This is a genomic window from Streptomyces sp. NPDC001020, assembly GCF_053599115.1.
This window is the reverse complement of record NZ_JBSFLQ010000009.1, coordinates 187,207-213,209: the sequence shown is the minus strand read 5'-3', so window position 1 is coordinate 213,209 and position 26,003 is coordinate 187,207. Positions and strand designations below refer to the sequence as shown.

The following is a 26,003-nucleotide window of genomic DNA, read 5'->3' as shown; positions in this document are numbered from 1 at the left end:
CGAGCGGTGAGAGGCGGGTAAGAAGCCCTCCGGGGCTCGACGCATCCGGTCGAGTACCGCCGGGGCCTTGGCAGACTGGAGCGGTGACCCAGACCGTGCTGCTCGCCGAGGACGACCGTGCCATCCGTCATGCCCTGGAACGCGCGCTGACGCTGGAGGGTTACACGGTGACCGCCGTGGCCGACGGGGTGGAGGCCCTCGCCCAGGCCCATCGCACCCAGCCCGACGTGCTCGTTCTCGATGTGATGATGCCCGGCATCGACGGCCTCCAGGTGTGCCGCGTGCTGCGCGCCGAGGGCGACCGCACCCCGATCCTGATGCTCACCGCACTGGTCGAGACCGCCGACCGGATCGCGGGCCTGGACGCGGGCGCCGACGACTACGTGCTGAAGCCTTTCGACGTCGAGGAGGTGTTCGCCCGGCTGAGGGCCCTGCTGCGGCGCACCGGCGGCTCCGCCCCCGACGCACCCAAGGAGAAGGAAGAGGAGAAGATCCCCACCGGCCAGGTGTCCGTCGCCGGGCTGCGCATGGACGTCCAGGCGCGCCGCGCCTGGCGCGGCGCGCGCGAGCTGGAGCTCACCCGGACCGAGTTCGACCTGCTGGAACTGCTCGCCCGCAACGCCGGCATCGTCCTTGATCACGCCACCATCTACGACCGTATCTGGGGCTACGACTTCGGGCCCGGCTCCAAGAACCTCGCCGTCTACGTGGGTTACCTGCGGCGCAAGCTCGACGAACCGGGGGCCCCGGCGCTCATCCACACGGTGCGTGGCGTGGGGTATGTGCTGAGGGAGGACTAGTGCCTCCCGCGATCGGACCGGCCGCCGACGCCGGGATCTGGCTGGGGCTGTGGCGGCGGCTGCCGGACGGGCTCCGGTCCCGGCTGCGGCTGCGGTCCCGGCTGCGGCGGATATCGTCGCTGCGGACCACCTTCACCGTGTCCTTCGCGGCCGTGGCCGCCGGTGTCACCGTCCTCGTCGGCTTCCTCAGCTACGACGCCGCCGCGCGCCTGGTCCGCGTGGACCAGCAGACCGTGTTCGCGCAGGTCGTGGCCGATCTGCGGGACCAGGTCAGCCAGAAGCGGCTGACGCCGGAGGACTTCGCCTACTCCAGCGAGAACCACGACTCCCCGCGCGACGACATCATCCGGCCCAGTCGCACGGTCGTACAGGTGCTCGGCCCGGGCGGGGCGGTCGTCGGCCACTCCCACCCGGTCCTGCCCGTCGGCGCCGACGACCGGCGCGTCGCCGCCACCGTCACGGCGGGCGAGCTGGTGGAGCACAAGAGCGTCGATGTCAGCGGCGATGTCTACCGGGTGGCCACCGTCGGGCTCGGCCGCGGCCATGGGGCGGTGCAGGTCGCCCAGGAACTCAGCAGCACCGAGGACCTGCTGCGCAGCCTCCAGCGGCGCACGGCCCTGCTGATGGGCGCGGTGGTGGTGGCGGCCGGGCTGTTCGGCTGGTGGCTGGCACGACGGATCACCGGCCGACTGGTGCAGCTGGCCGGTGCGGCCGAGGACGTGGCGCGCACCCGGCGGCTCGGCATCCAGGTCCCGGTCACCGGCAACGACGAGGTGGCCCGCCTCGGCCGCTCCTTCGACCGCATGCTGGGGCGGCTGGCCCAGTCGGAGGAGGACCAGCGCCGCCTGGTGCAGGACGCCGGCCACGAACTCCGTACACCGCTGACGTCCCTGCGTACCAACATCTCGTTGCTGCGCCGGATCGACGAGTTGCCGCCGGCGGCCCGCGAGGAACTGGTCGCCGACCTCGCCCAGGAGTCCCGGGAGCTGACCGACCTGGTCAACGAGCTGGTCGACCTGGCGGCCGGCCAGTCCGACGCGGAACCGGTGCAGCGGCTGACGCTCGCCGACGTCGCCGAGGACGCGGCGACGATCGCGCGCCGCCGCACGGGCCGCGAGATCGTCGTCCGCGTCACCGGTGACACGACGGTCGACGGACGCGTCTCGGCCCTGCAGCGGGCGGTGTCCAACCTGCTGGAGAACGCGTCGAAGTTCGACCGAGACGGCAACGCGCCGATCGAGATCGCCGTCACGGGCCCTGAGCACCCGCCTCAGCCGGACGACTCCGACGAGCCGGACACCGGTCCGCCGCTGGGCAGCGTGCTTGTGCAGGTCCTCGACCGCGGGCCGGGTATCGACGAGGGCGACCTCGTGCGCGTCTTCGACCGCTTCTACCGGGCCGCGGACGCCAGGAGCCTGCCGGGCTCGGGCCTTGGCCTGTCGATCGTGCGGGAGGTGGCGACCTCACACGGGGGCGCGCCGTTCGTGTACCCGCGCGAGGGCGGCGGAGCGGTCATCGGGTTCACGGTCGGCGGGGGAACGCCGGCCGTGAGCGAGTCCGGTGGGTGAGTGTCCTCAGCCGACGTGGACGCGTGGCCGCCGGTCGCGCTGGGGCTCCGCCTCGCGCAGGATCTCCCGCGTCACCGGGGCCACCTCGCCCTGCCCGAAGAGGAAGAAACGCAGGAAGTTCGCGAACGGATTGCCCTCGGTCCATTCGAAGTAGATGTGCGGGATGCTGCCGGTGGTGTCGCGGACGTGGAGCAGCAGCGCGGCGAGCGCGTTGGGGATGGAGGACGACTCCAGGGTGAGCACGCGGTAGCGGCCGTGCAGGACCTCGCCGCATACGGTCAGTCCCGCCTCGAACTCCGAGGCGTCGCGGATCGTGACCTCGACGAAGACGAAGTCCTCCTGCGGCGTGACGTCGTTGTCGGCGCGGATCTGCTCGATCTTGTCGCGGTATTCGGCCAGGTCACGGCTGTCGGGCTCGTTGGCGATGAACTGTATCCGCCGACTGGCGATGTCGCGGACGAACCGTTCCGCCATGCCGTCCAGGGTCACGCTGGTCACCCGCAGCTCGAAGGAGCGGGCGAGCCGGGACAGCAGCGAGACGAGGATGATCCCGGCGATGAAGCAGGCGCCGATCTTCACACCGTCCGGCCGTTCGATGACATTGACGACTGTGGTGTAGAGGAACACGGCGGAGATGACGGCGAAGACGACCGTCCATCTCCTCTGCCCGGCCCGGCGGGCGGCGACGGTCACCGCGATGGCGGCGGAGCTGATCAGCACGAGGACACCGGTGGCGTAGGCGCCGCCCTGGGCATCGACGTCGGCGTTGAAGATCCAGGTGACCAGGAAGGCGATCAGGGTGAAGACGATGACCATGGGGCGTACGGCGCCGGCCCAGTGCGGGGCCATGCCGTAGCGGGGCAGATAGCGGGGCATCAGGTTGAGCAGCCCGGCCATGGCGGAGGCACCCGCGAACCACAGGATCGCGATCGTCGAGATGTCGTAGACGGTGCCGAAGCCACTGCCTAGGTATAGGTGCGCCAGGTACGCCAGCGCGCGTCCGTTGGCCGGGCCGCCCGTCTTGAACGCCGGTGCGGGGATGAGGAGGGTGGTGATGAAGCTGGTGGTGATGAGGAAGCCGCTCATGATGACGGCGGCGGTCGTCAGCAGCTTCCTGGCGTCCCTGATCCGGCCCGTGGGCTTCTCCTCGGTGTCACCGGGGTCGCCCTGCACATGCGGCATGACGGCGACGCCGGTCTCGAAACCGGACAGGCCGAGGGCGAGCTTGGGGAAGACGATCAGGGCGACGCCGATCATGACGAAGACGTTGCCGTGCTGGGTGCTCAGGGAGCCGGTCCAGTCGGTGATCACATGCTCGGCGGTGAGCACGTGCCACAGACCCACGACCACGACGACGGCGTTGAGGGCCAGGTAGACCCCGACCAGGGCGACGGCGACACCGATGGCCTCGAGGAAGCCCTTGAGGAAGACCGCGCCGAGCAGGGCTACCAGAAACAGGGTGATGAGCATCTGGTGGCCCTGGAGGGTGCTGGTGAGATGGGGGTTCTGGACGAGGTGGGTGGAGGCGTCGGCGGCGGAGAGGGTGATGGTGATCAGGAAGTCGGTGGCGGCGAAGCCGAGGAGGGTCAGGACGAAGAGCTTGCCCTTCCAGAAGGAGAGCAGGCGTTCGAGCATGGCGATGGAGCCCTGGCCGTGCGGGCTCTCCTTGGCGACGCGGCGGTAGACGGGCAGGGCGCCGGCGAGGGTGACGATGACGAGGACGATGGTGGCGAGGGGCGAGAGCAGACCCGCGGCGAGGGCGGCGATGCCGGGCTGGTAGCCGAGGGTGGAGAAGTAGTCGACACCGGTCAGGCACATCACCCGCCACCAGCGCTGGCCCTTGTGCGGGTGTTCGTGCGCGGCGTGCGGGTCCTGGGGGGTGCCCTTGCCCATGTCGGACAGCCCCTCCAGCATCCACGCCCGCAACCGGTTCGGGCGGGCGCGCTCCGTGGCGGCCATCGGCTTGCTCCCCTGGCATACGGCTCTGGGAACGGTTCGGGTTACCAGCGTAGGCAGGGAGTAGTGATCAGGGGAGCTTGTGGACGACGACCGTGCGGTGTCGTGGCGGCGGGGGGCGGGTTCGGGCGCGCACGGTCATCCGGTGTGGAGCGTCCTGTGCGGAGCGTTCAGACGTTCGCGCTGTCGGAACGAATCCAGGGGCGAAGGTAATAACTGGGTCATACGGATGTTCTTCTCACCTGCTTCGATGACAGGCGGTCACCGATATGTCTGATGACTTCGTGGCAAAGCGGTGAAATCCGGGTCGCCGCCCGATCGGTTACGTGCAAATCTCGATGGTGCGATCGCTGGGGGAGTCCGTAGTGGGGGAACTGTCTCAGCACAGGAGTCCAACGTGAAATCCTCACTCCGCACCCGCTCCACCCGTGTGTTCGCCGTCGGTGTGCTGTCCACGGCACTGCTGACGGCCGGAACGGCCGGCGCGTTCGCCGCCGAGCCGAACCCCAAGCCCAAGGTGACGACGGAGCCGAAGGCGACGATGACGCCGATGTGCCCGCACCACAAGATGTGCCCGCACCGCGCCTCCATCACCACCAAGGCCAACAAGTCCGACGTGAGGGCCGGCGACAGGGTGACGTTCTCGGGACGCGCCGACGGCCTGAAGATAGGCAGCCCCGTGGTGCTCGAGCGCTACTACGGCGGCAAGTGGATGCCGCTGGCGAACGACATCCGCACCACCATCAAGCAGGGCAGCATCTACGACCTGATCACCCGCCTGGACAACAAGGGCCAGGAGCAGCTCAGGGTCAGGGCCGGGGACGTGGTGTCGCAGCCTGTGACGGTGACGGTGAAGTGACCGCCGTGACGGCGAAGTAGCCGCACCACCATCCAGAGGGCCGGCCCTGAAGAGGGTCGGCCCTCGCTGTGCGTCACGTGGCTGAAGCTTTGTGACCGGGCCGGAGCGCCTCCCTGGGCAGCATTGGCGGACCCCCGCATGACGGCCGGAACCCGGATGCGAGGATGAAGTGCCATGACTGCAGGGTGGTGTGCTCGCACGATACGGGCCGCGGTGTTCGCGGCCGTATGCGTGCTGCTCGCCGCCCTGGGCCACGTCCTGATGTCCGGGAGCGACGTGCCCGTGTGGGCGCTGGCAGCCGGTGTGACCGTGACCGGTGCCGCGGGCTGGTGTCTGGCGGGACGTGAGCGCGGGCTGCCGTTGATCGTGGTGGTCGTGGTCGCCGCCCAGACGGTGCTGCACGAGGCGTTCTCCTGGGCCCAGTCGGCATCCGGCGGTTCGGCCTCCACGCGCATGAGCGACATGGGTGCCATGGACATGGGCTCGATGCGGACGGGTTCCACCGGCATGAGCCACATGGGCATGAACCACATGGGCATGAACCACATGGGCATGAACCACATGGGCATGAGCCACATGGACGCTGTGGGGCCTTCCGTGGACGGCGGCTCGTCGTCGTTCGCCATGCTCGCCGCCCACCTGCTCGCCGCGCTGCTGTGCGGCCTGTGGCTGGCCCACGGTGAGAAGGCCGCCTTCCGGATCCTGCGTGCCGTGGCCGGATGGCTGGTGGCGCCGCTGCGGTTGCTGCTCGCTCTGCCCGTCACCCCGGACCGCCCGCGGGTCCACCCCCGACGCCGCCGCTCGGGCCGGGCGCCGCGTCGCCTCTTTCTCGTCCACGCGATCACTTCTCGGGGCCCGCCTGCGGGAACGGCTGTCGTCTGAGGACAGCTGGTTTCCCGAGGCTGCCCAACTGCGCCTCGGGCCACGGCCGTACGACCGCGCGGGCGTCGTAACGCCACATCGTCGTAGGGCCGTCTCCCCACATCACCGGGCCGCGCGCTTTCGCGCGCCACTGGTCCGGATCACGGTTGACCCGAGAAGGACACCAGGTGGTTATCTCTGCCCTGCCCACCTCACGCGCCGAAAGCGACAAAACGCGCGACAGAAGGAGCGACACAAAGGCAGCGCTCGACGAATCGATCACCGCATGGGCGCTGGCCGCCCGAGGCGGTGACCCGGATGCGGTCGAGCAGTTCGTGGGTGCCCTGCACCGCGACGTCCAGCGGTATGTCGCCCACCTCTGCGGCGATCCCCAGGCTGTGGACGATCTGGCACAGGACACGTTCCTGCGGGCGCTCGGCAGCCTGCACCGGTTCGAGGGGCGTTCCTCGGCCCGAGCCTGGCTGCTGTCCATCGCCCGCCGTGCGGTGATCGACAGCTATCGGTACGCCGCCGCCCGCCCGCGCCTGTCCGACGCACCGGACTGGCAGTTGGCCGTCGAGCTGACCCAGCCGTGCGACCTGCCGGGCTTCGACGACGGCGTCGCACTGCTGGATCTGCTGGCTTCGCTGCCGGACGACCGCCGGGAGGCGTTCATCCTCACCCAGCTGCTCGGCCTGCCCTATGCGGAGGCGGCCGAGGTCAGCGACTGCCCGATCGGCACGGTCCGCTCCCGCGTGGCCCGAGCCCGCGCCACCCTGATGGGCCTGCTGGACGAGGCGGAGAGGCCCGCCGCTCTGGCGGCCTGACGGCTCGGGGAGGGTGCGGGTGCCAACCGGAGAGGCCCCGGCCCCGGCACCCTCCATCGGCCGCGAAACCGCGCCCTCGCAGCTCTCGTCTAGGCGATCTTCATGGTGGCCATCATGCCCATCGCCGAGTGGTCCAGCATGTGACAGTGGTAGACGTACAGGCCACGGAAGGTGTCGAACGTCGCCTGCAGCTTGACCGTCTCGCCAGGCTTGAGGGAGACGGTGTCCTTCAGGCCTGCTTCGGCGGGACCCGGGCTCTGTCCGTTGCGTTCCAGGACCCGGAACTGCACCAGGTGCATGTGGAAGTTGTGGGGTATCACCTGGTTGAGGTTGGTGACGGTCCAGACCTCGCTGGCGCCGTACCGTATGACGGAGTCGACACGGTTGGGGTCGTAGACCTTGCCGTCGACGTAGCCCTGGGGTGGTGTGGCGCCTCCCTCGTCCATCTGCAGGGCGATGGAGCGCTCACCGGTGGGCGTCGGCAGAGGCGGCAGGCTGCGTAGTACGGCGGGGATCCTGCTGGGGTCGTAGGCGGTGCGTGTGACGTCGAATCGCATGACCTGGCCGATGAGTTCGGCGGGGCCCGAGCCGGTCGTGTTCTGCAGCACCAGTTGGGTGCCGACGCGGTAGCGCGAGAAGTCGATGACGACGTCGGCGCGTTCACCGGCCGACAGGAAGACGGACTCGGTGGTGTGAGGGCGCGGCAGCAGGCCGCCGTCGGAGCCGATCTGCACGATCGGCCCGCCATCGGCCAGGCGCAGTTCGAAAGAACGGGTGTTGGACGCGTTCAGCAGCCGGAAGCGGTACTTGCGGGCGGCGACCTCCAGGTACGGGTAGGCGGCGCCGTTGGCGAGGAGGGTGGTGCGGGAACGGTCCCCCATGACGTAGACGAGTTGACCGTCGGCGCCGAAGTTCGCATCGCGCAGGGCGATGGGAACGTCGTAGGCGCCGGAGGGCAGCGGCAGGCTCTGCTCGATGTCGTCGGTGAGCAGGTAGGAGCCCGACAGCCCGCGGTAGACGTGCTCGGCCTCCATGTGGTGGGCGTGATCGTGGAACCACAGGGACGCGTGCGACTGGCGGTTGGGGTACGCGTAGGTGCGCGTGCCCTGTGGAGCGATGGTGTCCATGGGGTAGCCGTCGTCGTCGTGTGACAGTGACGCGCCGTGCAGGTGGACCGCGGTGGGCATGTCGAGCAGGTTGCGCTGCCGGACGACCACCGGGCGCCGGCTGCGTGCCTTGATCACGGGGCCGGGGAAGTGACCGTCGTATGTCAGGACCTGCGTCTGCAGGCCCGGGAGGATCTCCTTGACGGTGGGGCGCATGGTCACGTCGTAGACATCGGTGCCGCCGGCGGTGGAGACCGGGGAGAGCACCGGCAGGGCAGGCAGGGGGACGCGGAACGGTTCCGGTGCGACTGCCGTGGCGGTGGGTTGTGTGTCCGCCTGCGCGCCGTGCGCGGTGAGTAATGGAACCAGCGTGGTGCCTGTGAGCCCGACACCGGCCGCGGCCACGCCGGAACTGAGCACGGTGCGTCGGTTGAGCATGGAGTCCTCCCTGGAAACTGGGTAAGGGTGATTACGCGAGGGCGTTGCTGCAGCGGGCGCTCGCACCCGGCTGTTGTTTCCTTACCGGTGATCCGTTTCATTGATGACGCACCGATCTCAGTAGGGGCATAGACCGAAGTCAAGTCCGAAATGTCGTGCTCGGCGTTCGGTGTCGGTGAACCGGTCTCGCGTGGATTCATGAGAAGATCCCGCCCCAGCGGCCTGCATACCGATATTCAATCGATGGTCTTTGCTGGTCACCCGGGCTGAGCCCCTGCGGCGTCCCCCCTTCTGGGGGGAATGTCGGACGCTCCGAATTGCGGCGTCATCACCAAGTTCGTACTCCAGTGGAATTCCAGCGGGAATCTACCGCTCGTCGAGTGCCGGAAAAGGATCACTATTGCGGGGCCCATGTGTGACCGAAAACCCTGGAGAAGAGGCCTTATCGGTACGGCGTTTTCTGCGCGTGTGGTGTGGCAGGCGACGTCGGCAAGCTGATCAGCGCCGCGCAGGACCGGCGTTTTTGCGCCGCACTCTCCCCCGCGCGGAGCCGAAGACCGGTGGCCGGTCCGGTCTGCGCGCACACCGGTCATGGGTCATGAGCGCGGCCCCGTCGGAAGGACTGTTTGCTGATCTGGAGACAACCGTTGGACGATGCGGGGTCTCTGACGTCTCGCGTGCTGCAAACGATGGGAGACATTGGATGAAACCTCGCACGGCGACGGGCCGTCGGCCTTGGTCGGCGGTCTCGGGCTCGCTGTCCGGTTGGGCTCCGGCTGCGGTACTGCTCCTGGCCATGACGACGTCCTGCACCGGCTGCACACCAGGGGACGGTGTCGCCCCGACCGCGAGGCCCGGCGCCGCCGGGGTGGGTGACCGACTGTTCCCCATGCTCGGCAATGGTGGCTACGACGTGGCGCATTACGGGCTGACGCTGGATTACGTGCCGGAGACCAACCACCTGAAGGGCACGGCAGTCATCACGGCGCGGGCCACCCAGGACCTGAGCCGCTTCGACCTCGACTTGTCAGGACTACGGGTGCGCACCGCCACAGTGCAGGGAGCGAAGGCCCAAGTCTCCCGGAAGGGAGACGAGTTGCTCGTCACACCGGAGAAGGCGTTGAGGAACGGCGAGGTCTTCAAGACAGTCGTCACTTACGACGGCACCCCACGCACGATCGAGGGCGACGACGGAGGTCTCGAAGGCTGGATCGAGACCGATGACGGCTCGACCGCTCTGGGTCAGCCGAGCGGCTCCATGACCTGGTTCCCGGGCAACCACCACCCATCGGACAAGGCCACGTACGACATCACGGTCACTGTGCCCAAGGACGCGGAAGGCGAATTCTACGACGTGGTGAGCAACGGCAAGCTGATCAAGGAGGAGAACAACGGGGAGACGGTGACCCGGCACTGGCGCACCGAGGAGCCCATGGCCAGCTACCTCGCGCACGTCTCCGTCGGCTACTTCGAGATCCACAAGGGCCGGACACGCGACCGCCTGCCCGTCTACGTCGCCGTCGACCCCGACGAGTCCGAAGACGCCACCGCTGTCGTGGGCCTGGTGCCCGAGATCGTCGACTGGGCAGGCGAACGCTTCGGCCCCTACCCCTTCTCCTCGACCGGTGCCATCATCGACCACCTGCCCGGGCTCGACTACGCCTTGGAGACCCAGACCAAGCCCTACTTCGCCGAAGCTCCGGACGAAGCGCTGCTCGTGCACGAGCTGGCGCACCAGTGGTTCGGCAACTCCGTGACCCCGCGCGAGTGGAAGGACACGTGGCTCAGCGAGGGGCTGGCCACCTACGCGGAGTGGCTCTGGGAGGAGAAGCAGGGCGACAGGAACACCGACGAGATCTTCGAGGACTTCTACGACGGAGCGGACGCCGAGAGCCAGGGCATCTGGGCCTTCCCGCCCGCCTGTCCGCCCAGCGGAGGGCGTGTGTCCGATCCGCCCGTCTACGGACGTGGCGCCATGGTCGTACACAAGGTGCGCAGGGCCGTCGGCGACGAGACCTTCTTCGACATACTCCGTACCTGGACGCGACAGCACCGGCACGGCAACGCCGACACCCGGCAGTTCGTCGCCCTGTGCGAGAGCAAGTCCGGGAAGGACCTGACAGAGCTCTTCGACACCTGGCTCTTCAACAAGAAGAAGCCGTCCCGGATGTGAGTGGAGCGAGTCGACGGGAGAAGGGCTCTCCCTGGAGGAAGGCCCTTCTCCAGCCCGAAAGACCCGCCCGTCCCCACGAACCCCGGGTCAGGGCCAAACCAGGCAGTAAGCCTGATGCCCCGCCTCATGCAACCGATGGCTGAAGTCCTGCCATTCGTGCAGCAGTTGGTACACGTTGAACGCATCCCGCGGCCCGCCCCGGTCCGGCACCGTCGACCAGATGAACGCCGCCGCGCCCACCGTCTCCTCGCCGATGCCGCGCAAGGGGTCCACGACCGTCATCGGGAGTTTGACCACCGCGTAGTCGGGGTGCAGGACCACCAGTTCCAACGGCGGGACCCGATGCAGCGGGACGCCCTCGATGCCGGTGAGGACCATCGCCGCCATCGTCTCCGGCTTGATCTTGGTGAACATCCCGCCCATGCCGAGTTCGTCGCCGCCGAGTTCCTCGGGGCGCATCGAGATCGGGACGCGGGCCGCCGTGGCGCCGTCCGGCGCGCCGAAGTACTTGTAGGTCACCCCCACCCGACCACCATTCCCGCTCCCTGTCCCGAATCGGTCGACCGTCCGGTTGCTACGGTCCCTCCGCGTCGACCGGTCGATTCTCTCAGGTCCACCCGGTGAGTCCTGAGAGTTCTGTGAGCTCTGAGAGGGCGGTTGAGAGTTCTGCGAACTCTGCGGGACCTGTGAGCCGCGTGAACCGTAGGGTTCGTGCGCCTGTGGCCCCTGGGCCTGACGTGTCTCGTTCTCCTCCGCGTCGCGCCGGTGCCTTCCCCGCCGGGCACGCCGAGGACCCAGATCATCGGTCCCCTCGCCCAGTCCGCCACCGCGATGCATATCTCCACCCGACTGCTGTTCTAGGACGCGTGGCCCCCGCCGCGCGACCTGATCATCGTGTCAGTGACCTCCCCCGCGGCCGCTCGCCGAAACGTGCGTGGAAACACCTGCCCGCAGGTTCGTCGCGGCCTCTGACACCATGGCTTGTGTGAGCTATCCGTACGAAGCCCCAGTTTCGCAGACTCTTTTCGAGCGCGCGGCGGTCGTCACGCCCGGCGGCGTGAACTCTCCGGTGCGCGCCTTCCGCGCCGTGGGCGGTACGCCCCGGTTCATGGTGTCCGGCAGCGGTCCGTATCTGACTGACGCCGATGGACGTGAATATGTTGATCTTGTTTGTTCCTGGGGACCGTTGATCCTCGGGCACTCCCACCCGGAGGTGATCGCCGCCGTCCAGGCGGCCGTTTCCCGCGGTACCTCCTTCGGAACGCCCGGTGAGGGCGAGGTCGCGCTCGCCGAGGAGATCGTCGCCCGTATCGAGCCGGTCGAGCAGGTGCGGCTCGTCTCCAGCGGGACCGAAGCCACCATGTCGGCGATCCGACTCGCCCGCGGGTTCACCCGGCGGTCCAAAGTGATCAAGTTCGCCGGGTGTTACCACGGGCACGTCGACTCGCTGCTCGCCGCGGCAGGCAGCGGTGTGGCCACCTTCGCGCTGCCCGACACCCCTGGTGTCACCGGCGCCCAGGCCGGCGACACCGTCGTCCTGCCCTACAACGACCTCGACGCCGTTCGCGCCGCCTTCGCCGCCCACCCCGGCGAGATCGCCTGTGTGATCACCGAGGCCTCGCCCGGCAACATGGGTGTCGTGCCGCCGCTGCCCGGGTTCAACCAGGGGCTGAAGGACCTCTGCCGTGAGAACGGCGCCCTGTACATCTCCGACGAGGTCATGACCGGATTCCGGACCAGCAAGGCCGGCTGGTACGGCGTCGACGGGGTCGTGCCCGACCTGATGACCTTCGGCAAGGTCATGGGCGGCGGGTTCCCCGCGGCCGCCTTCGGCGGGCGCGCGGACGTCATGGCGCACCTCGCCCCGGCCGGGCCCGTCTACCAGGCCGGCACCCTCTCCGGGAACCCGATCGCCACCGCCGCCGGGCTCGCCCAGTTGCGGCTCCTCGACGACGCCGCGTACGAGAAGGTGAACGCGGTGTCCGCCGAGATCCAGACGCTCGTCAAGGACGCGCTCACCAAGGAGGGCGTCGCCCACCGGCTGCAGAGCGCCTCCAACATGTTCTCCGTGTTCTTCACCGACCGGCCGGTCCACAACTACGAGGACGCCAAGAGCCAGGAGTCCTTCCGGTTCACGGCGTTCTTCCACTCGCTTCTCTCGCAGGGCGTCTATCTGCCGCCCTCGTCGTTCGAGTCCTGGTTCGTCTCCACCGCCCACGACGAGCGGGCACTCCAGAGGATCGCCGACGCCCTTCCGGCGGCGGCCCGTGCAGCAGCGGAGGCCACGGCAGCATGAGTGACATCACCGTCGTCCACCTGATGCGCCACGGCGAGGTCGACAACCCCGAGGGGATCCTCTACGGGCGGCTGCCCGGGTACCACCTCTCCGAGCTGGGGCGGCAGATGGCCGAGCGGGTCGGGGAGCACCTCGCCTCCCGGGACATCACCCATGTCGTCTCCTCTCCGCTGGAGCGGGCGCAGGAGACGGCCACCCCGATCGCCAAGGCGCACGGGCTCGACATCGCCACCGACGAGCGGCTCATCGAGGCCGACAACGTCTTCCAGGGCAAGACCTTCGGCGTCGGCGACGGCGCGCTGCGGCGGCCCGAGAACTGGAAGCACCTCGTCAACCCGTTCAAGCCGTCCTGGGGCGAGCCGTACCTGGAGCAGGTCGTACGGATGATGGCCGCGCTGGACGCCGCCAAGGATGCCGCCCGCGGACACGAGGCCGTGTGTGTCAGCCACCAACTGCCGATCTGGATCGTGCGCAGCTTCGTGGAGAGGCGGCGACTGTGGCACGACCCGCGCAAGCGGCAGTGCACGCTCGCCTCCCTGACCACGTTCACGTACCAGGGCGACAAGATCGTGTCCGTGGGGTACTCCGAGCCCGCCCGGGACCTGGTCCCGGCTCATCTCCTCGCGGGCGCCAAGCCGGTGAAGGGAAAGGAAAAGGCGTTCGGCGCGTGACCGCACCGGTGTGATGTCGGTCTCCCGTGCCGTACCCGACGGCGATGTCGTACGTCTTGCACAGCGTATGCGCTTCATCAACAGGCGTATTGGACCCCGCCGAGGAAGCGTGTCTTCGTAAAGTCCTGCGCTACCGGCGGGTTTGGCGGAACCACCCTCTTCATCGCACCCTCTTATCGAGTGACCACCAAGAGGGCGCGATGAAATGGGGATGGAATGCGGCGCATCGGCCGACGGGGAGTGATCGGACTCGGCGCGGGTGCGGCAGCGGCGATGGGGCTGGCCGCATGCGGATCCCAGCAGGGCGGTACGAAGTCCGGCGGCGGTTCCGGCAAGGGCGGTTCCGGCAGCTCCAGCAGTCGCACGGTCCCCGTGCGTCCCCTTGGTGACGGGTCCACCGCTGACACCGGCGCGCAGCCGAACCAGCCGGGGAAGCCGGTGCCGTTGGAGCCCGGTGAGACTCCGCCGCAGTTCGTGGTCTTTTCCTGGGACGGCGCCGGAGAGGTCGGCAACGGCCTCTTCCCGCGCTTTCTCGATTTGGCGAAGGAGCACGGCGGGCACATGACATTTTTCCTCTCCGGGCTCTATGTGCTGCCGGAGTCGAAGAAGCGCAAGTATCTGCCGCCGAACAACCTGCCGGGCGCCTCCGACATCGGTTACCTGACGGACGACCACGTCCGTTCCACGCTGCAGAACGTCCGCCGTGCCTGGCTGGAAGGCCACGAGATCGGCACTCACTTCAACGGCCATTTCTGCTCCGGCTTCGGCTCGGTCGAGCGCTGGACGCCGAAGCAGTGGCGCAGCGAGATCGAGCAGGCCAAGTCCTTCGTCAAGCAGTGGCGCACCAACACCGGGTTCACGGACCTGCCGCCGCTTCCCTTCGACTACGACAAGGAACTGGTCGGCGGACGTACGCCCTGTCTCCTCGGCCAGGACAACCTGCTGCCCACGGCCCGCGAGCTGGGCTGGCGCTACGACGCCTCCTCGCCGGGCGGCCGGCAGACCTGGCCGCAGAAGCGGCAGGGGCTGTGGGACTTCCCGCTGCAGCAGATCCCCTTCCCCGGGCACCGGTTCGAGGTGCTGTCGATGGACTACAACATCCTCGCCAACCAGTCGATCGCCACGACGCAGGCACCCGCGCACAACTACCCGGGCTGGCGCACACAGGCAACGAACGCCTACATAGCGGGATTTGAGCGGGCATATGGGACGAATCGGGCACCTTTCTTCATAGGCAACCACTTCGAGCAGTGGAACGGCGGCATCTACATGGATGCCGTGGAAGCAGCGTTCAAGCACATCGCGCGCAAGAAGGAGAAGGGCGGCGACATACGGCTCGTCTCCTTCCGCCAGTTCACGGACTGGCTCGACGTCCAGCGGCCCGAGGTGGTCCGCAAGCTGCAGTCCCTGGACGTGGGGCAGCGGCCGACGGGCGGCTGGAAGGAGTTCTTCTCGGACACCGGCAACGGGGCTTCGGGAGACCCGTCGAAGGCTGCCTGAAATGCGGGTTTCCGCCCGTACGGGGGGCGCGCAAGATCCCCGGAACGGACATGCGAAACTTTTCACATGAGTGCCGACTGCCGCGCCCCGCAGCGCCTGAACCGCACCCGTAGCCGCCGACGCGCCGCCCTTGCCACCACAGCGGCCGCCGTTGCGGCACTCGTGTTGTCCGCCTGTGGTTCGGGCGGCGTCTCCGGGGGCTCCGGCAACACCAACTTCATCACCGGCAAGGACGGCATCTCGACCGTCAAGAAGGGCGAGCGGGACGCCGCCCCCGACCTGTCCGGCACGACGCTCGAGGGCGACAAGTTCGATGTCGCCGACTTCAAGGGCAAGGTCGTCGTCGTCAACGTCTGGGGCTCCTGGTGCCCGCCGTGCCGCGCCGAGGCGCCGAACTTCGTCAAGGTCGCCAAGGACGTCGAGAGCAAGGGCGTCCAGTTCGTGGGCATCAACACCCGCGACACCAGCAAGGGACCGGCCCTCGCCTTCGAGAAGGAGTTCGGGGTCAGCTACCCGAGCCTGTACGACCCGACCGGGAAGCTGATGCTCCGCTTCAAGAAGGGCACGCTCAACCCCCAGGCGATCCCCTCCACGTTGATCATCGACCGGGACGGGAAGATCGCCGCACGCACGCTGCAGGCCCTCAGCGAGGAAAAGCTGCGCGAGATGCTCGACCCCGTAGTCGCGGAGAAGTGACGTGACCGCAGTGTCCACGCTCGCCGCGGTCGCCGGCCAGAACCAGACCGTCCTCAACGGGGCGCTGCTGGTCGCCCTGCCGGTGGCCCTCCTCGGTGGTCTCGTCTCCTTCTTCTCGCCGTGCGTGCTGCCGCTCGTCCCCGGCTACCTCTCGTACGTCACCGGTGTCACCGGCACCGATCTGGCCGAGGCCCGGCGCGGGCGGATGGTCGCGGGTGCCTCCCTCTTCGTGCTCGGCTTCACGGCCGTGTTCGTCTCCGGCGGGGCGCTGTTCGGGTTCTTCGGCCAGACGCTCCAGGAACACAAGGACGTCCTGTCCAAGGTGCTCGGCGTGCTCATGATCCTCATGGGTGTGTTCTTCATGGGGCTGATGCCCTGGCTCACCCAGCGCGAGTTCCGCTTCCACCAGCGGCCGACCGCCGGCCTCGTGGGCGCGCCTCTGCTGGGCGCGCTGTTCGGGATCGGCTGGACGCCCTGCATCGGCCCGACCCTGGCCTCCGTGATGGTGCTCTCCTCCGACCAGGGCAGCGCGGGCCGTGGCGCCCTCCTGACCATCGCCTACTGCCTCGGCCTCGGTGTGCCCTTCGTGCTCGCCGCGGTCGCCTTCCGCAAGGCCCTCGGCGCCTTCGGGTGGATCAAGCGCCACTACGCCTGGGTGATGCGCATCGGCGGCACGATGATGATCGTGACCGGTCTGCTGCTGCTGACCGGTGCCTGGGACAGCCTCGTACAGCAGATGCAGAGCTGGTCCAACGGCTACACGCCGGGGATCTGACCCAATGAGCGACACACGGAGCACCGACGTGCACAGCGAGACGACGGACACCACCTCTGACGGCGGCCTCGGCGAGGCCGGCTCGCAGTTGTCCACCGCCCCCGCCGAGACGGCCATGCCCGGTTCCTTCGGCGGCTCCCGGGCCCCCGGCGCCAAGGGCTGGATCGCCTGGACCGTACGCGAGGTCATCGGCTGGGTCCGCTGGTTCTGGCGGCAGCTGACCTCCATGCGGATCGCGCTCCTCCTGCTCTTCCTGCTGTCGCTCGGCGCGATCCCCGGCTCGCTGATCCCGCAGACCGGCGTCGACGCGCTCAAGGTCCAGGACTTCATGGCCGCCCACAAGACGCTGGGCCCCATCTACGACAAGCTCGGGCTGTTCCACGTCTACAGCTCGGTGTGGTTCTCCGCGATCTACATCCTGCTGTTCGTCTCGCTCATCGGCTGCATCGTGCCCCGCACCTGGCAATTCGTCGGCCAGCTCAGGGGCCGCCCGCCGGGCGCGCCCAAGCGGCTGACCCGGCTGCCCGCGTACGCGACCTGGCGCACCGACGCCGACCCCGAGCAGGTCCGCGAAGCCGCGCTCAAGGTCCTCAAGCAGCGGCGCTTCCGTGCGCATGTGGCGGGGGACGCCGTCGCGGCCGAGAAGGGCTATCTGCGCGAGGCGGGCAACCTGGCCTTCCACATCGCCCTGATCGTGCTACTGATCGCCTTCGGCTGGGGCCAGCTCTACAAGTCCGAGGGCAACAAGCTGATCGTCGAGGGCGACGGCTTCGCCAACACCGTCATCCAGTACGACGACATCAAGTCCGGCAACCTCTTCAGCGCCGACGACCTGGTGCCGTTCAGCTTCAAGCTGGACAAGTTCACCGGTACATACGCGCGCAGCGGCCCGAACAAGGGCACCGCGCGCACGTTCCAGGCGAACGTCACCTACAGCGAGGGCGCCTACGGCAAGGACAAGAAGAAGGTCATCAGGGTCAACCACCCGCTGCACATCGGCGACGCCAAGGTCTACCTCGTCAGCCACGGCTACGCGCCCACGGTCACCGTCCGCGACGGCAAGGGCAAGGTCGTCTTCCACGACGCCGTGCCGCTGCTGCCCCTCGACTCCAACGTCACCTCGCAGGGCGCGATCCAGGTGCGGGACGGCTACCGGAACGCCAAGGGAGAGCAGGAGCAGCTCGGCTTCCGCGCGATCTTCGTGCCGACCTTCGCCGGCGCCGGCCAGGGCACGATGTTCTCCCAGTTCCCCGCGCTCGACAATCCGGCGCTCGCGCTGAACGCGTACCACGGGGACCTGGGCGTCAACGCGGGCATCCCGCAGAACGTCTACCAGCTCAACACCAAGAAGCTGAAGCAGTTCAAGGACGCCAAGGGCGAGATCCTCAAGGCCCGGCTGCTGCCCGGCGAGACCATGACGCTGCCGGACGGCGCCGGCTCGATCACCTTCGACAAGGACATCAAGGAGTGGGCCGGCTTCCAGGTCGTGCAGGAGCCGGGCACCGGTTGGGCGCTCGGCGGCGCGATCATCGCGGTCTTCGGCCTGGCCGGCTCCCTGTTCATCCAGCGCCGTCGCGTCTGGGTGCGTGCCACGACCGGTGCCGACGGCGTCACCGTGGTCGAGATGGCGGGCCTCGGCCGCAGTGAGTCCGCGAAGCTGCCCGAGGAACTCGGCGACCTGGCCGCGCTCGTCCACGACCGGGCACCCACGAAGAACGACGATCCAGACACCGACCCCGATCGGGAGCCGGACGCCGCACCCCCCGTACCTGCCGCTGAAGGGGCTCAGAAGAAGTGACCCTCGCCACCGCCACCAACGAACATCTCGCGAACCTCAGCAACACGCTGATCTACTCCTCGATGGCCGTCTACACCCTGGCCTTCTTCGCGTACATCGCCGAATGGCTGTTCGGCAGCCGTAGCAAGGTCGCCCGTACGGCCAGCGCTCTCACCGCCGAGGCACCCCGCAAGGCCGAGGCGCCCGCCGTCGCCGTCAAGCAGGCCGGGGGCACCGCGGTGCTGGAGCGGCCGAAGGTCGTCACCCGCGCCGCGGCCGGCGCCCGTGACGTGCCGGACGGCCCCGGTGCCCACGGCGGTGACGAGCAGGGCGACCTCTACGGCCGGATCGCCGTGTCGCTGACCGTGCTGGCCTTCCTCGTCGAACTCGCCGGCGTCATCACCCGCGCGGCCTCCGTGCAGCGGGCGCCGTGGGGCAACATGTACGAGTTCAACCTCACCTTCTCCACAGCGGCCGTCGGCGTGTACCTCGCGCTGCTCGCGCTGAAGAAGAACGTGCGGTGGATCGGCCTCTTCCTCATCACCACCGTCCTGCTCGACCTCGGCCTCGCCGTCACCGTCCTGTACACCGCCAGCGACCAGCTGGTCCCCGCCCTGCACTCGTACTGGCTGTACATCCACGTCTCCACCGCGATCTTCTGCGGTGCGGTCCTCTACGTCGGCGCGGTCGCCACCCTCGCCTACCTCTTCAAGGACTCGTACGAGAACAAGCTGGCCGACGGCGGCACGCCCGGCCGCTTCGCGAGCTCCGTCCTGGAGCGGCTGCCCGCCTCGGCCACGCTCGACAAGTTCGCCTACCGCGTCAACGCCGCCGTCTTCCCGCTGTGGACCTTCACGATCATCGCGGGCGCCATCTGGGCCGGTGACGCCTGGGGCCGCTACTGGGGCTGGGACCCGAAGGAGACCTGGTCCTTCATCACCTGGGTCGCCTACGCCTGCTACCTGCACGCCCGCTCCACCGCCGGCTGGAAGGGCCGGAAGGCGGCGTACATCGCGCTCATCGCCTTCGCCTGCTACCTGTTCAACTACTACGGCGTGAACATCTTCGTGAGCGGCAAGCACTCGTACGCGGGCGTGTAACGACCCGGGGAGAAAGTCCCGCACACCGAAGGCCGGTCCCGGTGACCCATGTCACCGGAACCGGCCTTTGTCGTACGGACGGACGACGGGCCTCGCTGACGGGAAGAAAGGCCCAGGTCACGGGTAACGCAGCCGTACTGCGCCGGGCCGTCGGCGACAAGAGGCACGAGGGCCCGTAAGGAGTGCGGATCCCCCGTTCGCGCGCGAGGCTGGTGTCATGAGCAATCCCATCGAAGAGGGCACCACCGAGCGTCGAGGGGATGTGCACGTACGGCACTACCTGCTGCGTCTGCCCGGGGCCGTGGAGGAGGTCTGGCCCGCACTGGCCACCTCCGCGGGCCTGGGGGAGTGGCTGGCCGCCGCCGAGCCGTTCGAACCACGGCTCGGCGGCGCGGTGGCGCTCCGCCTGCCCGACGGCACCGCCCGGGGCCGGATCACGGCATGGGATGTGGAGCGGGTCGCCGAGTACACGGTGGAGGGCCGTGGCCGCATCCGCTTCCACCTGGAGCCGGGATGGCCTGAGGGGACGACGGTGCGTTTCACGCACGAGAGCGAGGAGGGGCGGGACCCGGGCTGGCGGGAGCGGTTCGAGCGCCTTCTCGCGTATGTGGGAAGCGGCACCCGGTGAGCCCCCTCGGACAGGAGCGGGCTCTTCCCTCGGATCCTTCGGAGGCAAGTTCCAGAAAACGCCGTACGGTCGATCAACCCGGCGGCTGCCTCGCCACGAGTTCCGTGGGCGGCGGTGTGTCGACCCCGCCGTGCGAGTCCGGGAAGGCGTCGCAGCGTTGGACGCGCACGTAGCCGGGGCGTCTCCTCACTCGCCCTGAGGGGGCGGCTCAGGGTCAGGTCAGGGTGATCACTGATGGGTGACAGCCGCTGTACGCAGCAGAGTTGACGTCGATACGAAGTCCGTCGGCGCAGCTCTGGAGAAACCTTGATGCGTAGCCGCCTTGCCGTCACCGCCCTTGCCCTGGCCGCCGCTCTCACCGCAGGCGCGGCGCTGCCCGCGACCGCCGCCGGTGTCGCGTCCACCGCCCCGGTTCCCGCGAGGTCCACCGTCCAGGACATCCTCGACCAGTTACCGGACGACGTCGTGGCGGGCGCGCTGGTCAGGCGGGACGGCGTGGGGGCTACTGCCGGTCCGGTCACCGCTGACGCGTATTTCCGGATCGGCAGTGTCACCAAGGTGTTCACCAACACGGTGGTGCTTCAACTCGTCGCCGAGCGCCGGATCGACGTGGACGCACCAGCGCGACGGTATGTCCCCGGGCTGATGCCCGCCGCTTACGACCGCGTCACCGTACGCCAGCTCCTCGACCACACGAGTGGCCTGCCCAAACCCGCCGCGACTCCGGGCCCGGCCGACGGGCCCGGATGGTGGCTCAAGTCCGTGAGCCCCCGGGACTTCCTGCGCGAGTCGTTCGCCGCGGCCTCCGACACGCCGCCCGCCCGCCACCCCGAGCAGCAGTACAACGGGCTCAACTCCTTCGTCCTCGGCCTGATCGTCGAGGAGGTCACCGGTCACTCCTTCGCCGAGGAGCTGGAGCGCCGGATCCTTGGGCCACTGCACCTGAGTCACACGAGCCTGCCCGCCGCCGATGACCCGACGATTCCCTCGCCCCATGCGCAGGTCTTCGTGGACGGGCAGGACGTGTCCGAGCAGAGCCCCTACCCGTGGGTCGAGGGCGGCATGATCTCCACCGCCGCCGACCTCGACCGCTTCATCACGGCGCTGTTCCGGGGCCGCCTGCTCCCGCCCGCCGAGCAGAAGCTGGCGTTCCACGTGCCCAGGGTGAAGAGTGCCGCCGACAACACGAGTTGCTTCGGCAAGCATGCCTGTTTCAGCGTCGGCGGCCTGATGCGCTACAAGCTCCCGAGCGGCGAGTACGCATGGGGCAAGACCGGTTCCCGTCCCGGCTGGGACAACGGGTTCTTCGCCACCCGAAGCCTCGGTCACCGGGTGGTGTACTCCCTGAACCCGACGGGGGCGGGCTCCGACCTCCAGCGCATCCAGGAGATCGTCACCGTCTCGCTCGCCGACCCGGAAGCCGGGCGCTGACACACAGCGACGGGTGAGGACGTGGACGGGCGCCTGCTCACCCACCAGGCGGCTCCATGACCGCGTCGCGGACCGAGGCGCCCCCGTGCTCCTGCCGCTGGTGCCGGCGCAGCAGTACAGCCGCGTCGGTCTCCGCGCTGCCGTCACGCCTGGCACGGGCCTCGTCCCGCCGTGAGGCGAGGCCCGCGCAGACCGGACAGCCGGGTACGGGTACGGGCGGCACACTCTGGTCGTCGTATGCGCTGCGTCCGGTCACCGTGCCTGCCTCGACTGCCGGTTGGCCGCCTTCACCCCGGCACTGAGCCGTTCCTCCTGCGTGGCCGGGCGGATCAGCAGCGGATCGGCCTCCCACTCCCGGCCGCCGCCCACGGGGCGCAGTATCGCGTAGGGGCCCGCCTTGTCCCGGTACTCGCCGACCTCGCCGGTCTGCGGGTCGTAGACGAGCGTGCCGGGTTCGACGACCGTCGGCCTGTCCGTTTCCGCTTCCACACACACTCCCGTTCATTACTCTGAGTGTGTCAAGCGTCGCGGAGTGAAGCGGGGCGATTCAATGCCCGCCGCGTGCGACTGGCGCACTGTCACAGAGGGGGGCGCTGTGAGCCGACGCAACGCCGAGGCCGGCTCGGGGGCCAGCACCGCCGCGGTGTTCGGCGAGGTGCTGCGGCACTTCCGTGAGGCGGCCCTGCTCACACAGGAGGGGCTGTCGCGCGAGATCCCGTGCGACCGCTCGCACGTGGCCCGCGTGGAGGCGGGAACACGGGTGCCACAGGACACGTTCGCGAAGAAGTGCGACGAACTGCTGGGTACGGGTGGGGTGTTGCTGCGGCTGTGGGGGCGGATCGACTGGTATCCGCAGGTGGAGCATCCGGATTGGTTCCAGCGCCGGGCTGACATGGACGCGGAGGCGGTGGCCTTACGTGAGTATCAAGAGTTGGTCGTCCCCGGCCTGTTGCAGACCGAGGGCTACGCGCGGGCGCTCTTCTCCCAGATCGCGAGTGGTGATGATGTGGAGGAGCGCGTTCGAGCACGCCTGAGTCGGCAGCAGCGCTTTCTCACCGATGGTGGCCCGCTATATGTCGCCGTACTGGACGAAAGCTGTCTGTGCAGTGCGGTCGGGAGCCCTGACGTCATGCGGGACCAGTTTGAGCATCTGCTGGACGTCGTGCAGCGTTCCAACATCCGTGTACAAGTCGTACCGGCAGACCTCCTTGGCGTCGTCCGGCCCAATACCTCAATGTCCTTGATCGATCTACCGAACGGACGCCGCTGGGTGTACTCGGAGTCGCTGGAGCGTGGCCATTTCAGCGACGATCCGGAGACGTACACACGCCACAGCCAGACCTATGATGTGCTCAGGGCAGACGCCCTGTCAGCCCACGAGTCGGCCGCTCGGATCAGAAGCGCGTTGAAGGGGTGCGAGCATCATGGACAGGCACGACCTCGGCATGGCGACTTGGATCAAGAGCAGCTACAGCGGAAACAACGGCGGCAACTGCATCGAAATCGCCCCCGGTTTCCCCGCCACCGTCCCCGTCCGCGACAGCAAGAACCCTGATGGCCCAGTGCTGTTGGTCTCGTGCCGGGCCTGGTCCGCGTTCGTCGCCGGGCTCGTCTAGCGCTTACGTGGGGCTCAGTAGGCCGTAGGTCCTCGTCCCGCTCCGGGTGCCACAACTCCTCCTCGAGCGACGCCCCTTACCCCGCCGGTGGAGTGAGGGCATCCTGCTCTGCCCGGGTCGATCTTGGCTGATATACGCTGCGCCTGACTTGTTCGAACAGTCCGGCGAATTCGGGCCACCGGATACGCCCTGCCCGGGGGGGCATTCCATGATTTCGCATTTCCGTGCGGTGCTCGGCATCGCGCTCACGCCCGTCCTGACCCTGGCGGCAGTGGCTCCGGCCGCTGCCCAGACCACTGCCACAGCCGCGGCCACCGCCACCACCGCCACGACCACCGCCGACAAGCGTGCGCCGGGCCCGTGGGGCACCCGCACCGCGCACGCCCCGGGCAGCTTGAGCGCCCTCGTGTCGGCGAAGAACGGCACCCTCGTCTCCCTCGCCAATGGCACCCGGATCCGGCCCGCCGGCAGCACCCGCTGGCTGGCCCCGCAGACCTGGCCGGACGCCGGCGGGTACAACACCGAGCTGGTCTCGCTCAGCGACGGCTCGGTGCGCCTTGTCTGGCGGGCCAAGCGCCCTGACGACCACTACAACTACTGGCTGAGGGTGGCCACCCTCGCGCCTGGCGCGACCGCCTTCTCCGAGCCCGAGTACATCGCCGAGGTCCCCGAGCACGGCTACCACCACATGGCGGCGACCTCCGACGGCCGGCTGATCGTCGTGTGGACGGTCAACGGTGTCGTGAGGGCCGCCGAGAAGGCCGGCCCGGGGGCCGAGTGGACCGCTCCGGCCGACCTCAACACGCAGCCGCCGTCCGGCAGTCGGGACATCTCCGGCATGGAGCTGGCGATCGCCAAGGACGGCACCGCCCTGCTGGTGTGGAAGTGGTCGGCGAGCCAGGCCATCGTCGCCCTGGAGAAGGCCCCCGGCGCGGCCGGCTGGACCGCGGTCAAGGACTTCCCGGTGCCGGGTGTGAACCTGGCACAGCCGAAGGTCTTCGCCAGTCCGCAGGGCGGCTTCGACGTGTTCTACAACGAGGCCGGGCACGTCATGCACACGCGCCGGTCCGCCGGCGCCACGACATGGAGCACCCCGCGGACCGCCGCCACCTCCGGCAGCACCAACGGGATGACGGCGCCCGTCTACCTGCCGGGCGGCGACCTCTTCGTTGCAGGCGGGGGACCCGGCTCGTGGGACCCCTGGTACGCGGTGCGCTCGGCGGCCACCGGCGCCTGGCTGCCGTACAAGCAGCCGTTCGCCACGACCAAGGTGCACGCGGTCGGCGCGGTCGCCACCTCGGGCGGCACGGTCACGGTGACGTGGCGGGCGGGCTACTCGGGCAAGGAGTACGTGATGGCCGCCGTCTTCAAGGGCGGCACCTGGTCCCCGGCGCGGCGGCTGAGCGCGACCGGCGCCCAGGCCACCGGCGCGCCCAAGATGGCCTCCGACGCGCTGGGACGCCCCGTGGTGCTCTGGGACGAGTACCTGCTGACCCAGTCGAACTCCTACGTTCTGGACGGGACCTACCAGGTCACCACCACCAGCCGGGCGCTGCCCAAGTGGCGTGACTACACGGACGACGGCAAGGCCGACCTCTTCGGCTGGAGCAGCAGCGGGCTGAAGGTGTACGCGGGCGGCGCGACCGAGCTGACCGCCCAGAAGCGCGCGACCACCTGGCCGGCGGGCACGCAGGTGCTGCCCTACGGCGACCTCGACGGCGACGGCTGCAACGACGTGTTCGTCCGCTCCCCGAAGGGTGAGGCCCGCATCTTCACACCGGTCTGCGGTGGGCTGCCGGACCAGAAGACGTCCTCCGTGAAGGTCTCCGCGGACTGGAGCGGCTACAACGCGGTCGTCTCGCCCGGCGATGTGACCGGCGACGGCCGTCCCGACCTGCTGACCCGGTCCGCAGCGACCGGGAAGCTGTATCTGTACGCCAACAACGGCAAGGGCGGTTTCAAGGCCCGTACGCTCGTCGGGTCCGGCTTCGGCGGCTACAAGAAGCTGATCGCCGCCGGGGACCTCAACGGCGACGGCAGGATGGATCTGCTGGGCCTCGACGGGGCGAAGAAGCTGTGGCGGTTCGACGGGACCGGCAAGGGCACCTTCAAACCCCGGGCGCTGGTCTTCAAGGACTGGGGGGCGACCTACAAGGACGTGGTCGGCGGGCTGGACCTGTCCGGGGACGGCCGGGCCGACGTGATCTCGCTCGACAAGAGCGGCCGTGCCTGGCTGAACCGGGGCGACGGCAAGGGCGGCCTCGGCAAGCGCTCGCAGGTCGGCAAGGCCACGAACTGGTCGAGCATCCGCATCTCCTGACGACACGGACTGCGGGCCGCCCGGGACTCCGGGTGGCCCGCGTCAAGCTCCGCGTCCGGTACCGCTCGGGACTCAGTCGGCCGAAGGCTCCTCGCCCCGCTCCCGGCGTCGCAGCTCCTCCTCGCGGCGGCGCAGGTCGGCCTCCCAGTCCTTCAGGAGCGACTCGTCCTTCTTGTTCTCTTCCTTCAGCGACTTCAGGAACTCGGGGTTGTCGTCGGGCGCGACCCAGGTCGTGCGCTGGTTGCGATGCCACTCGGACGGCGTGGAGCCGTTCACCGGGGCCTGGCGCGCCTTGCCGGCGACCAGCCAGGCGATCGGTCCGATCAGCACCTCGCCGAAGAGCAGGATGATGATGACCCAGACCACCTTGGGCAGCCCTCGCACCTGCTCCTCGGGGGTGTTCAGGCAGTCGATGAAGGCGTAGATCCACAACGCGAGGACCAGCAGGAAGGGCAGATACCTGAGCATGGTCGTGCGATCCCCCAGAAGACGGTGACGGGGCGCCGGACAGCCCCGCTGACGGGGTCAGGGTAGCCCGTGCCGGCCGCGCCATCCCGCCGGCGACCCCGTCGGCCCGGCAGGGGTGAGGCAGGGGTGGGCGCAGG

Annotated in this window: 25 protein-coding genes; 19 read left to right on the top strand and 6 right to left on the bottom strand. The window is 69.0% G+C overall.

Translation table 11 applies throughout. The features are described from left to right. Positions 1-83 precede the first annotated feature (83 nt). Both ACWDEX_RS11605 and ACWDEX_RS11600 read left to right on the top strand, forming a co-directional pair. Positions 84-800 (top strand): response regulator transcription factor, encoded by a 717-nt coding sequence (locus ACWDEX_RS11605; RefSeq protein WP_450463057.1) that lies wholly within the window; start codon positions 84-86, stop codon positions 798-800. A 59-nt stretch (positions 801-859) separates the two neighbouring features. Continuing rightward, complete coding sequence (locus ACWDEX_RS11600; protein ID WP_450463094.1) at positions 860-2,368, top strand: HAMP domain-containing sensor histidine kinase; 1,509 nt, start codon at positions 860-862, stop codon at positions 2,366-2,368. 6 nt (positions 2,369-2,374) lie between these two features. Here ACWDEX_RS11600 and ACWDEX_RS11595 read toward each other — a convergent pair whose 3' ends face one another. Next, complete coding sequence (locus ACWDEX_RS11595; protein WP_450463056.1) at positions 2,375-4,327, bottom strand: amino acid transporter; 1,953 nt, start codon at positions 4,325-4,327, stop codon at positions 2,375-2,377. Positions 4,328-4,721: 394 nt separating this feature from the next. Here ACWDEX_RS11595 and ACWDEX_RS11590 point away from each other — a divergent pair, with 394 nt between their 5' ends. From ACWDEX_RS11590 to ACWDEX_RS11580, 3 genes are all read left to right on the top strand, one after another. After that, positions 4,722-5,183, top strand: a complete 462-nt coding sequence (locus tag ACWDEX_RS11590) for a hypothetical protein (protein ID WP_450463055.1) — start codon at positions 4,722-4,724, stop codon at positions 5,181-5,183. 174 nt (positions 5,184-5,357) lie between these two features. Next, a complete protein-coding gene (locus ACWDEX_RS11585) occupies positions 5,358-6,065 on the top strand; it encodes a hypothetical protein (protein WP_450463054.1) in 708 nt (235 codons plus the stop codon). A gap of 167 nt (positions 6,066-6,232) precedes the next feature. Continuing rightward, positions 6,233-6,871, top strand: a complete 639-nt coding sequence (locus ACWDEX_RS11580) for a sigma-70 family RNA polymerase sigma factor (protein ID WP_450463053.1) — start codon at positions 6,233-6,235, stop codon at positions 6,869-6,871. 89 nt (positions 6,872-6,960) lie between these two features. On the opposite strand, the gene ACWDEX_RS11575 is transcribed toward ACWDEX_RS11580, so the two are convergent. Beyond that, positions 6,961-8,415 (bottom strand): multicopper oxidase family protein, encoded by a 1,455-nt coding sequence (locus ACWDEX_RS11575; RefSeq protein ID WP_450463052.1) that lies wholly within the window; start codon positions 8,413-8,415, stop codon positions 6,961-6,963. A gap of 703 nt (positions 8,416-9,118) precedes the next feature. Here ACWDEX_RS11575 and ACWDEX_RS11570 point away from each other — a divergent pair. Then, a complete protein-coding gene (locus ACWDEX_RS11570; protein ID WP_450463051.1) occupies positions 9,119-10,588 on the top strand; it encodes a M1 family metallopeptidase in 1,470 nt (489 codons plus the stop codon). Between the two features lie 87 nt (positions 10,589-10,675). Here ACWDEX_RS11570 and ACWDEX_RS11565 read toward each other — a convergent pair whose 3' ends face one another. Continuing rightward, positions 10,676-11,113, bottom strand: coding sequence for a hypothetical protein (locus tag ACWDEX_RS11565; RefSeq protein ID WP_450463050.1), 438 nt, complete (start codon positions 11,111-11,113; stop codon positions 10,676-10,678). Between the two features lie 186 nt (positions 11,114-11,299). On the opposite strand from ACWDEX_RS11565, the gene ACWDEX_RS11560 reads away from it, so the two are divergent. The 10 genes from ACWDEX_RS11560 to ACWDEX_RS11515 all read left to right on the top strand — a co-directional run bounded on the left by ACWDEX_RS11560 (position 11,300) and on the right by ACWDEX_RS11515 (position 21,462). After that, complete coding sequence (locus tag ACWDEX_RS11560) at positions 11,300-11,449, top strand: hypothetical protein (protein ID WP_450463049.1); 150 nt, start codon at positions 11,300-11,302, stop codon at positions 11,447-11,449. 115 nt (positions 11,450-11,564) lie between these two features. Further along, positions 11,565-12,884: a glutamate-1-semialdehyde 2,1-aminomutase gene (gene hemL / locus ACWDEX_RS11555; protein WP_450463048.1), complete on the top strand. Its 1,320-nt coding sequence runs from the start codon at positions 11,565-11,567 to the stop codon at positions 12,882-12,884. Next, positions 12,881-13,555, top strand: a complete 675-nt coding sequence (locus ACWDEX_RS11550) for a histidine phosphatase family protein (RefSeq protein ID WP_450463047.1) — start codon at positions 12,881-12,883, stop codon at positions 13,553-13,555. Before hemL ends, ACWDEX_RS11550 begins: the two co-directional genes overlap by 4 nt. A 216-nt stretch (positions 13,556-13,771) precedes the next feature. Beyond that, on the top strand, positions 13,772-15,055 hold the full coding sequence (locus tag ACWDEX_RS11545; RefSeq protein ID WP_450463046.1) for a hypothetical protein: 1,284 nt from the start codon (positions 13,772-13,774) through the stop codon (positions 15,053-15,055). A gap of 66 nt (positions 15,056-15,121) precedes the next feature. After that, complete coding sequence (locus tag ACWDEX_RS11540; RefSeq protein WP_450463045.1) at positions 15,122-15,751, top strand: TlpA family protein disulfide reductase; 630 nt, start codon at positions 15,122-15,124, stop codon at positions 15,749-15,751. Position 15,752: 1 nt separating this feature from the next. Then, entirely contained in the window at positions 15,753-16,526 is a 774-nt protein-coding gene (locus tag ACWDEX_RS11535) for a cytochrome c biogenesis CcdA family protein (protein ID WP_450463044.1), read from the top strand. A 4-nt stretch (positions 16,527-16,530) separates the two neighbouring features. Next, positions 16,531-18,324, top strand: coding sequence for a cytochrome c biogenesis protein ResB (gene resB, locus ACWDEX_RS11530; RefSeq protein WP_450463043.1), 1,794 nt, complete (start codon positions 16,531-16,533; stop codon positions 18,322-18,324). Further along, positions 18,321-19,403 (top strand): c-type cytochrome biogenesis protein CcsB, encoded by a 1,083-nt coding sequence (ccsB, locus tag ACWDEX_RS11525; RefSeq protein ID WP_450463042.1) that lies wholly within the window; start codon positions 18,321-18,323, stop codon positions 19,401-19,403. Before resB ends, ccsB begins: the two co-directional genes overlap by 4 nt. 217 nt (positions 19,404-19,620) lie before the next feature. Continuing rightward, on the top strand, positions 19,621-20,031 hold the full coding sequence (locus ACWDEX_RS11520) for an SRPBCC domain-containing protein (RefSeq protein ID WP_450463041.1): 411 nt from the start codon (positions 19,621-19,623) through the stop codon (positions 20,029-20,031). Positions 20,032-20,340: 309 nt separating this feature from the next. Beyond that, the gene (locus ACWDEX_RS11515; RefSeq protein ID WP_450463040.1) at positions 20,341-21,462 is read left to right on the top strand and encodes a serine hydrolase domain-containing protein; all 1,122 of its coding nucleotides are present in this window, start codon (positions 20,341-20,343) and stop codon (positions 21,460-21,462) included. A gap of 37 nt (positions 21,463-21,499) precedes the next feature. On the opposite strand, the gene ACWDEX_RS11510 is transcribed toward ACWDEX_RS11515, so the two are convergent. Both ACWDEX_RS11510 and ACWDEX_RS11505 read right to left on the bottom strand, forming a co-directional pair. Then, complete coding sequence (locus ACWDEX_RS11510) at positions 21,500-21,718, bottom strand: hypothetical protein (RefSeq protein WP_450463039.1); 219 nt, start codon at positions 21,716-21,718, stop codon at positions 21,500-21,502. Further along, positions 21,715-21,951: a hypothetical protein gene (locus ACWDEX_RS11505; protein WP_450463038.1), complete on the bottom strand. Its 237-nt coding sequence runs from the start codon at positions 21,949-21,951 to the stop codon at positions 21,715-21,717. The genes ACWDEX_RS11510 and ACWDEX_RS11505 overlap by 4 nt, the downstream gene beginning before the upstream one ends. 106 nt (positions 21,952-22,057) lie before the next feature. Here ACWDEX_RS11505 and ACWDEX_RS11500 point away from each other — a divergent pair, with 106 nt between their 5' ends. The 3 genes from ACWDEX_RS11500 (at position 22,058) to ACWDEX_RS11490 (ending at position 25,398) form a co-directional block, all read left to right on the top strand. Next, the gene (locus ACWDEX_RS11500) at positions 22,058-23,017 is read left to right on the top strand and encodes a helix-turn-helix domain-containing protein (RefSeq protein WP_450463037.1); all 960 of its coding nucleotides are present in this window, start codon (positions 22,058-22,060) and stop codon (positions 23,015-23,017) included. After that, the gene (locus tag ACWDEX_RS11495) at positions 22,965-23,078 is read left to right on the top strand and encodes a DUF397 domain-containing protein (protein ID WP_450463093.1); all 114 of its coding nucleotides are present in this window, start codon (positions 22,965-22,967) and stop codon (positions 23,076-23,078) included. Before ACWDEX_RS11500 ends, ACWDEX_RS11495 begins: the two co-directional genes overlap by 53 nt. A gap of 208 nt (positions 23,079-23,286) precedes the next feature. Continuing rightward, a complete protein-coding gene (locus ACWDEX_RS11490) occupies positions 23,287-25,398 on the top strand; it encodes an FG-GAP repeat domain-containing protein (RefSeq protein WP_450463036.1) in 2,112 nt (703 codons plus the stop codon). Between the two features lie 72 nt (positions 25,399-25,470). Here ACWDEX_RS11490 and ACWDEX_RS11485 read toward each other — a convergent pair whose 3' ends face one another. Continuing rightward, complete coding sequence (locus ACWDEX_RS11485) at positions 25,471-25,866, bottom strand: PLD nuclease N-terminal domain-containing protein (protein WP_450463035.1); 396 nt, start codon at positions 25,864-25,866, stop codon at positions 25,471-25,473. Positions 25,867-26,003: the final 137 nt, after the last annotated feature.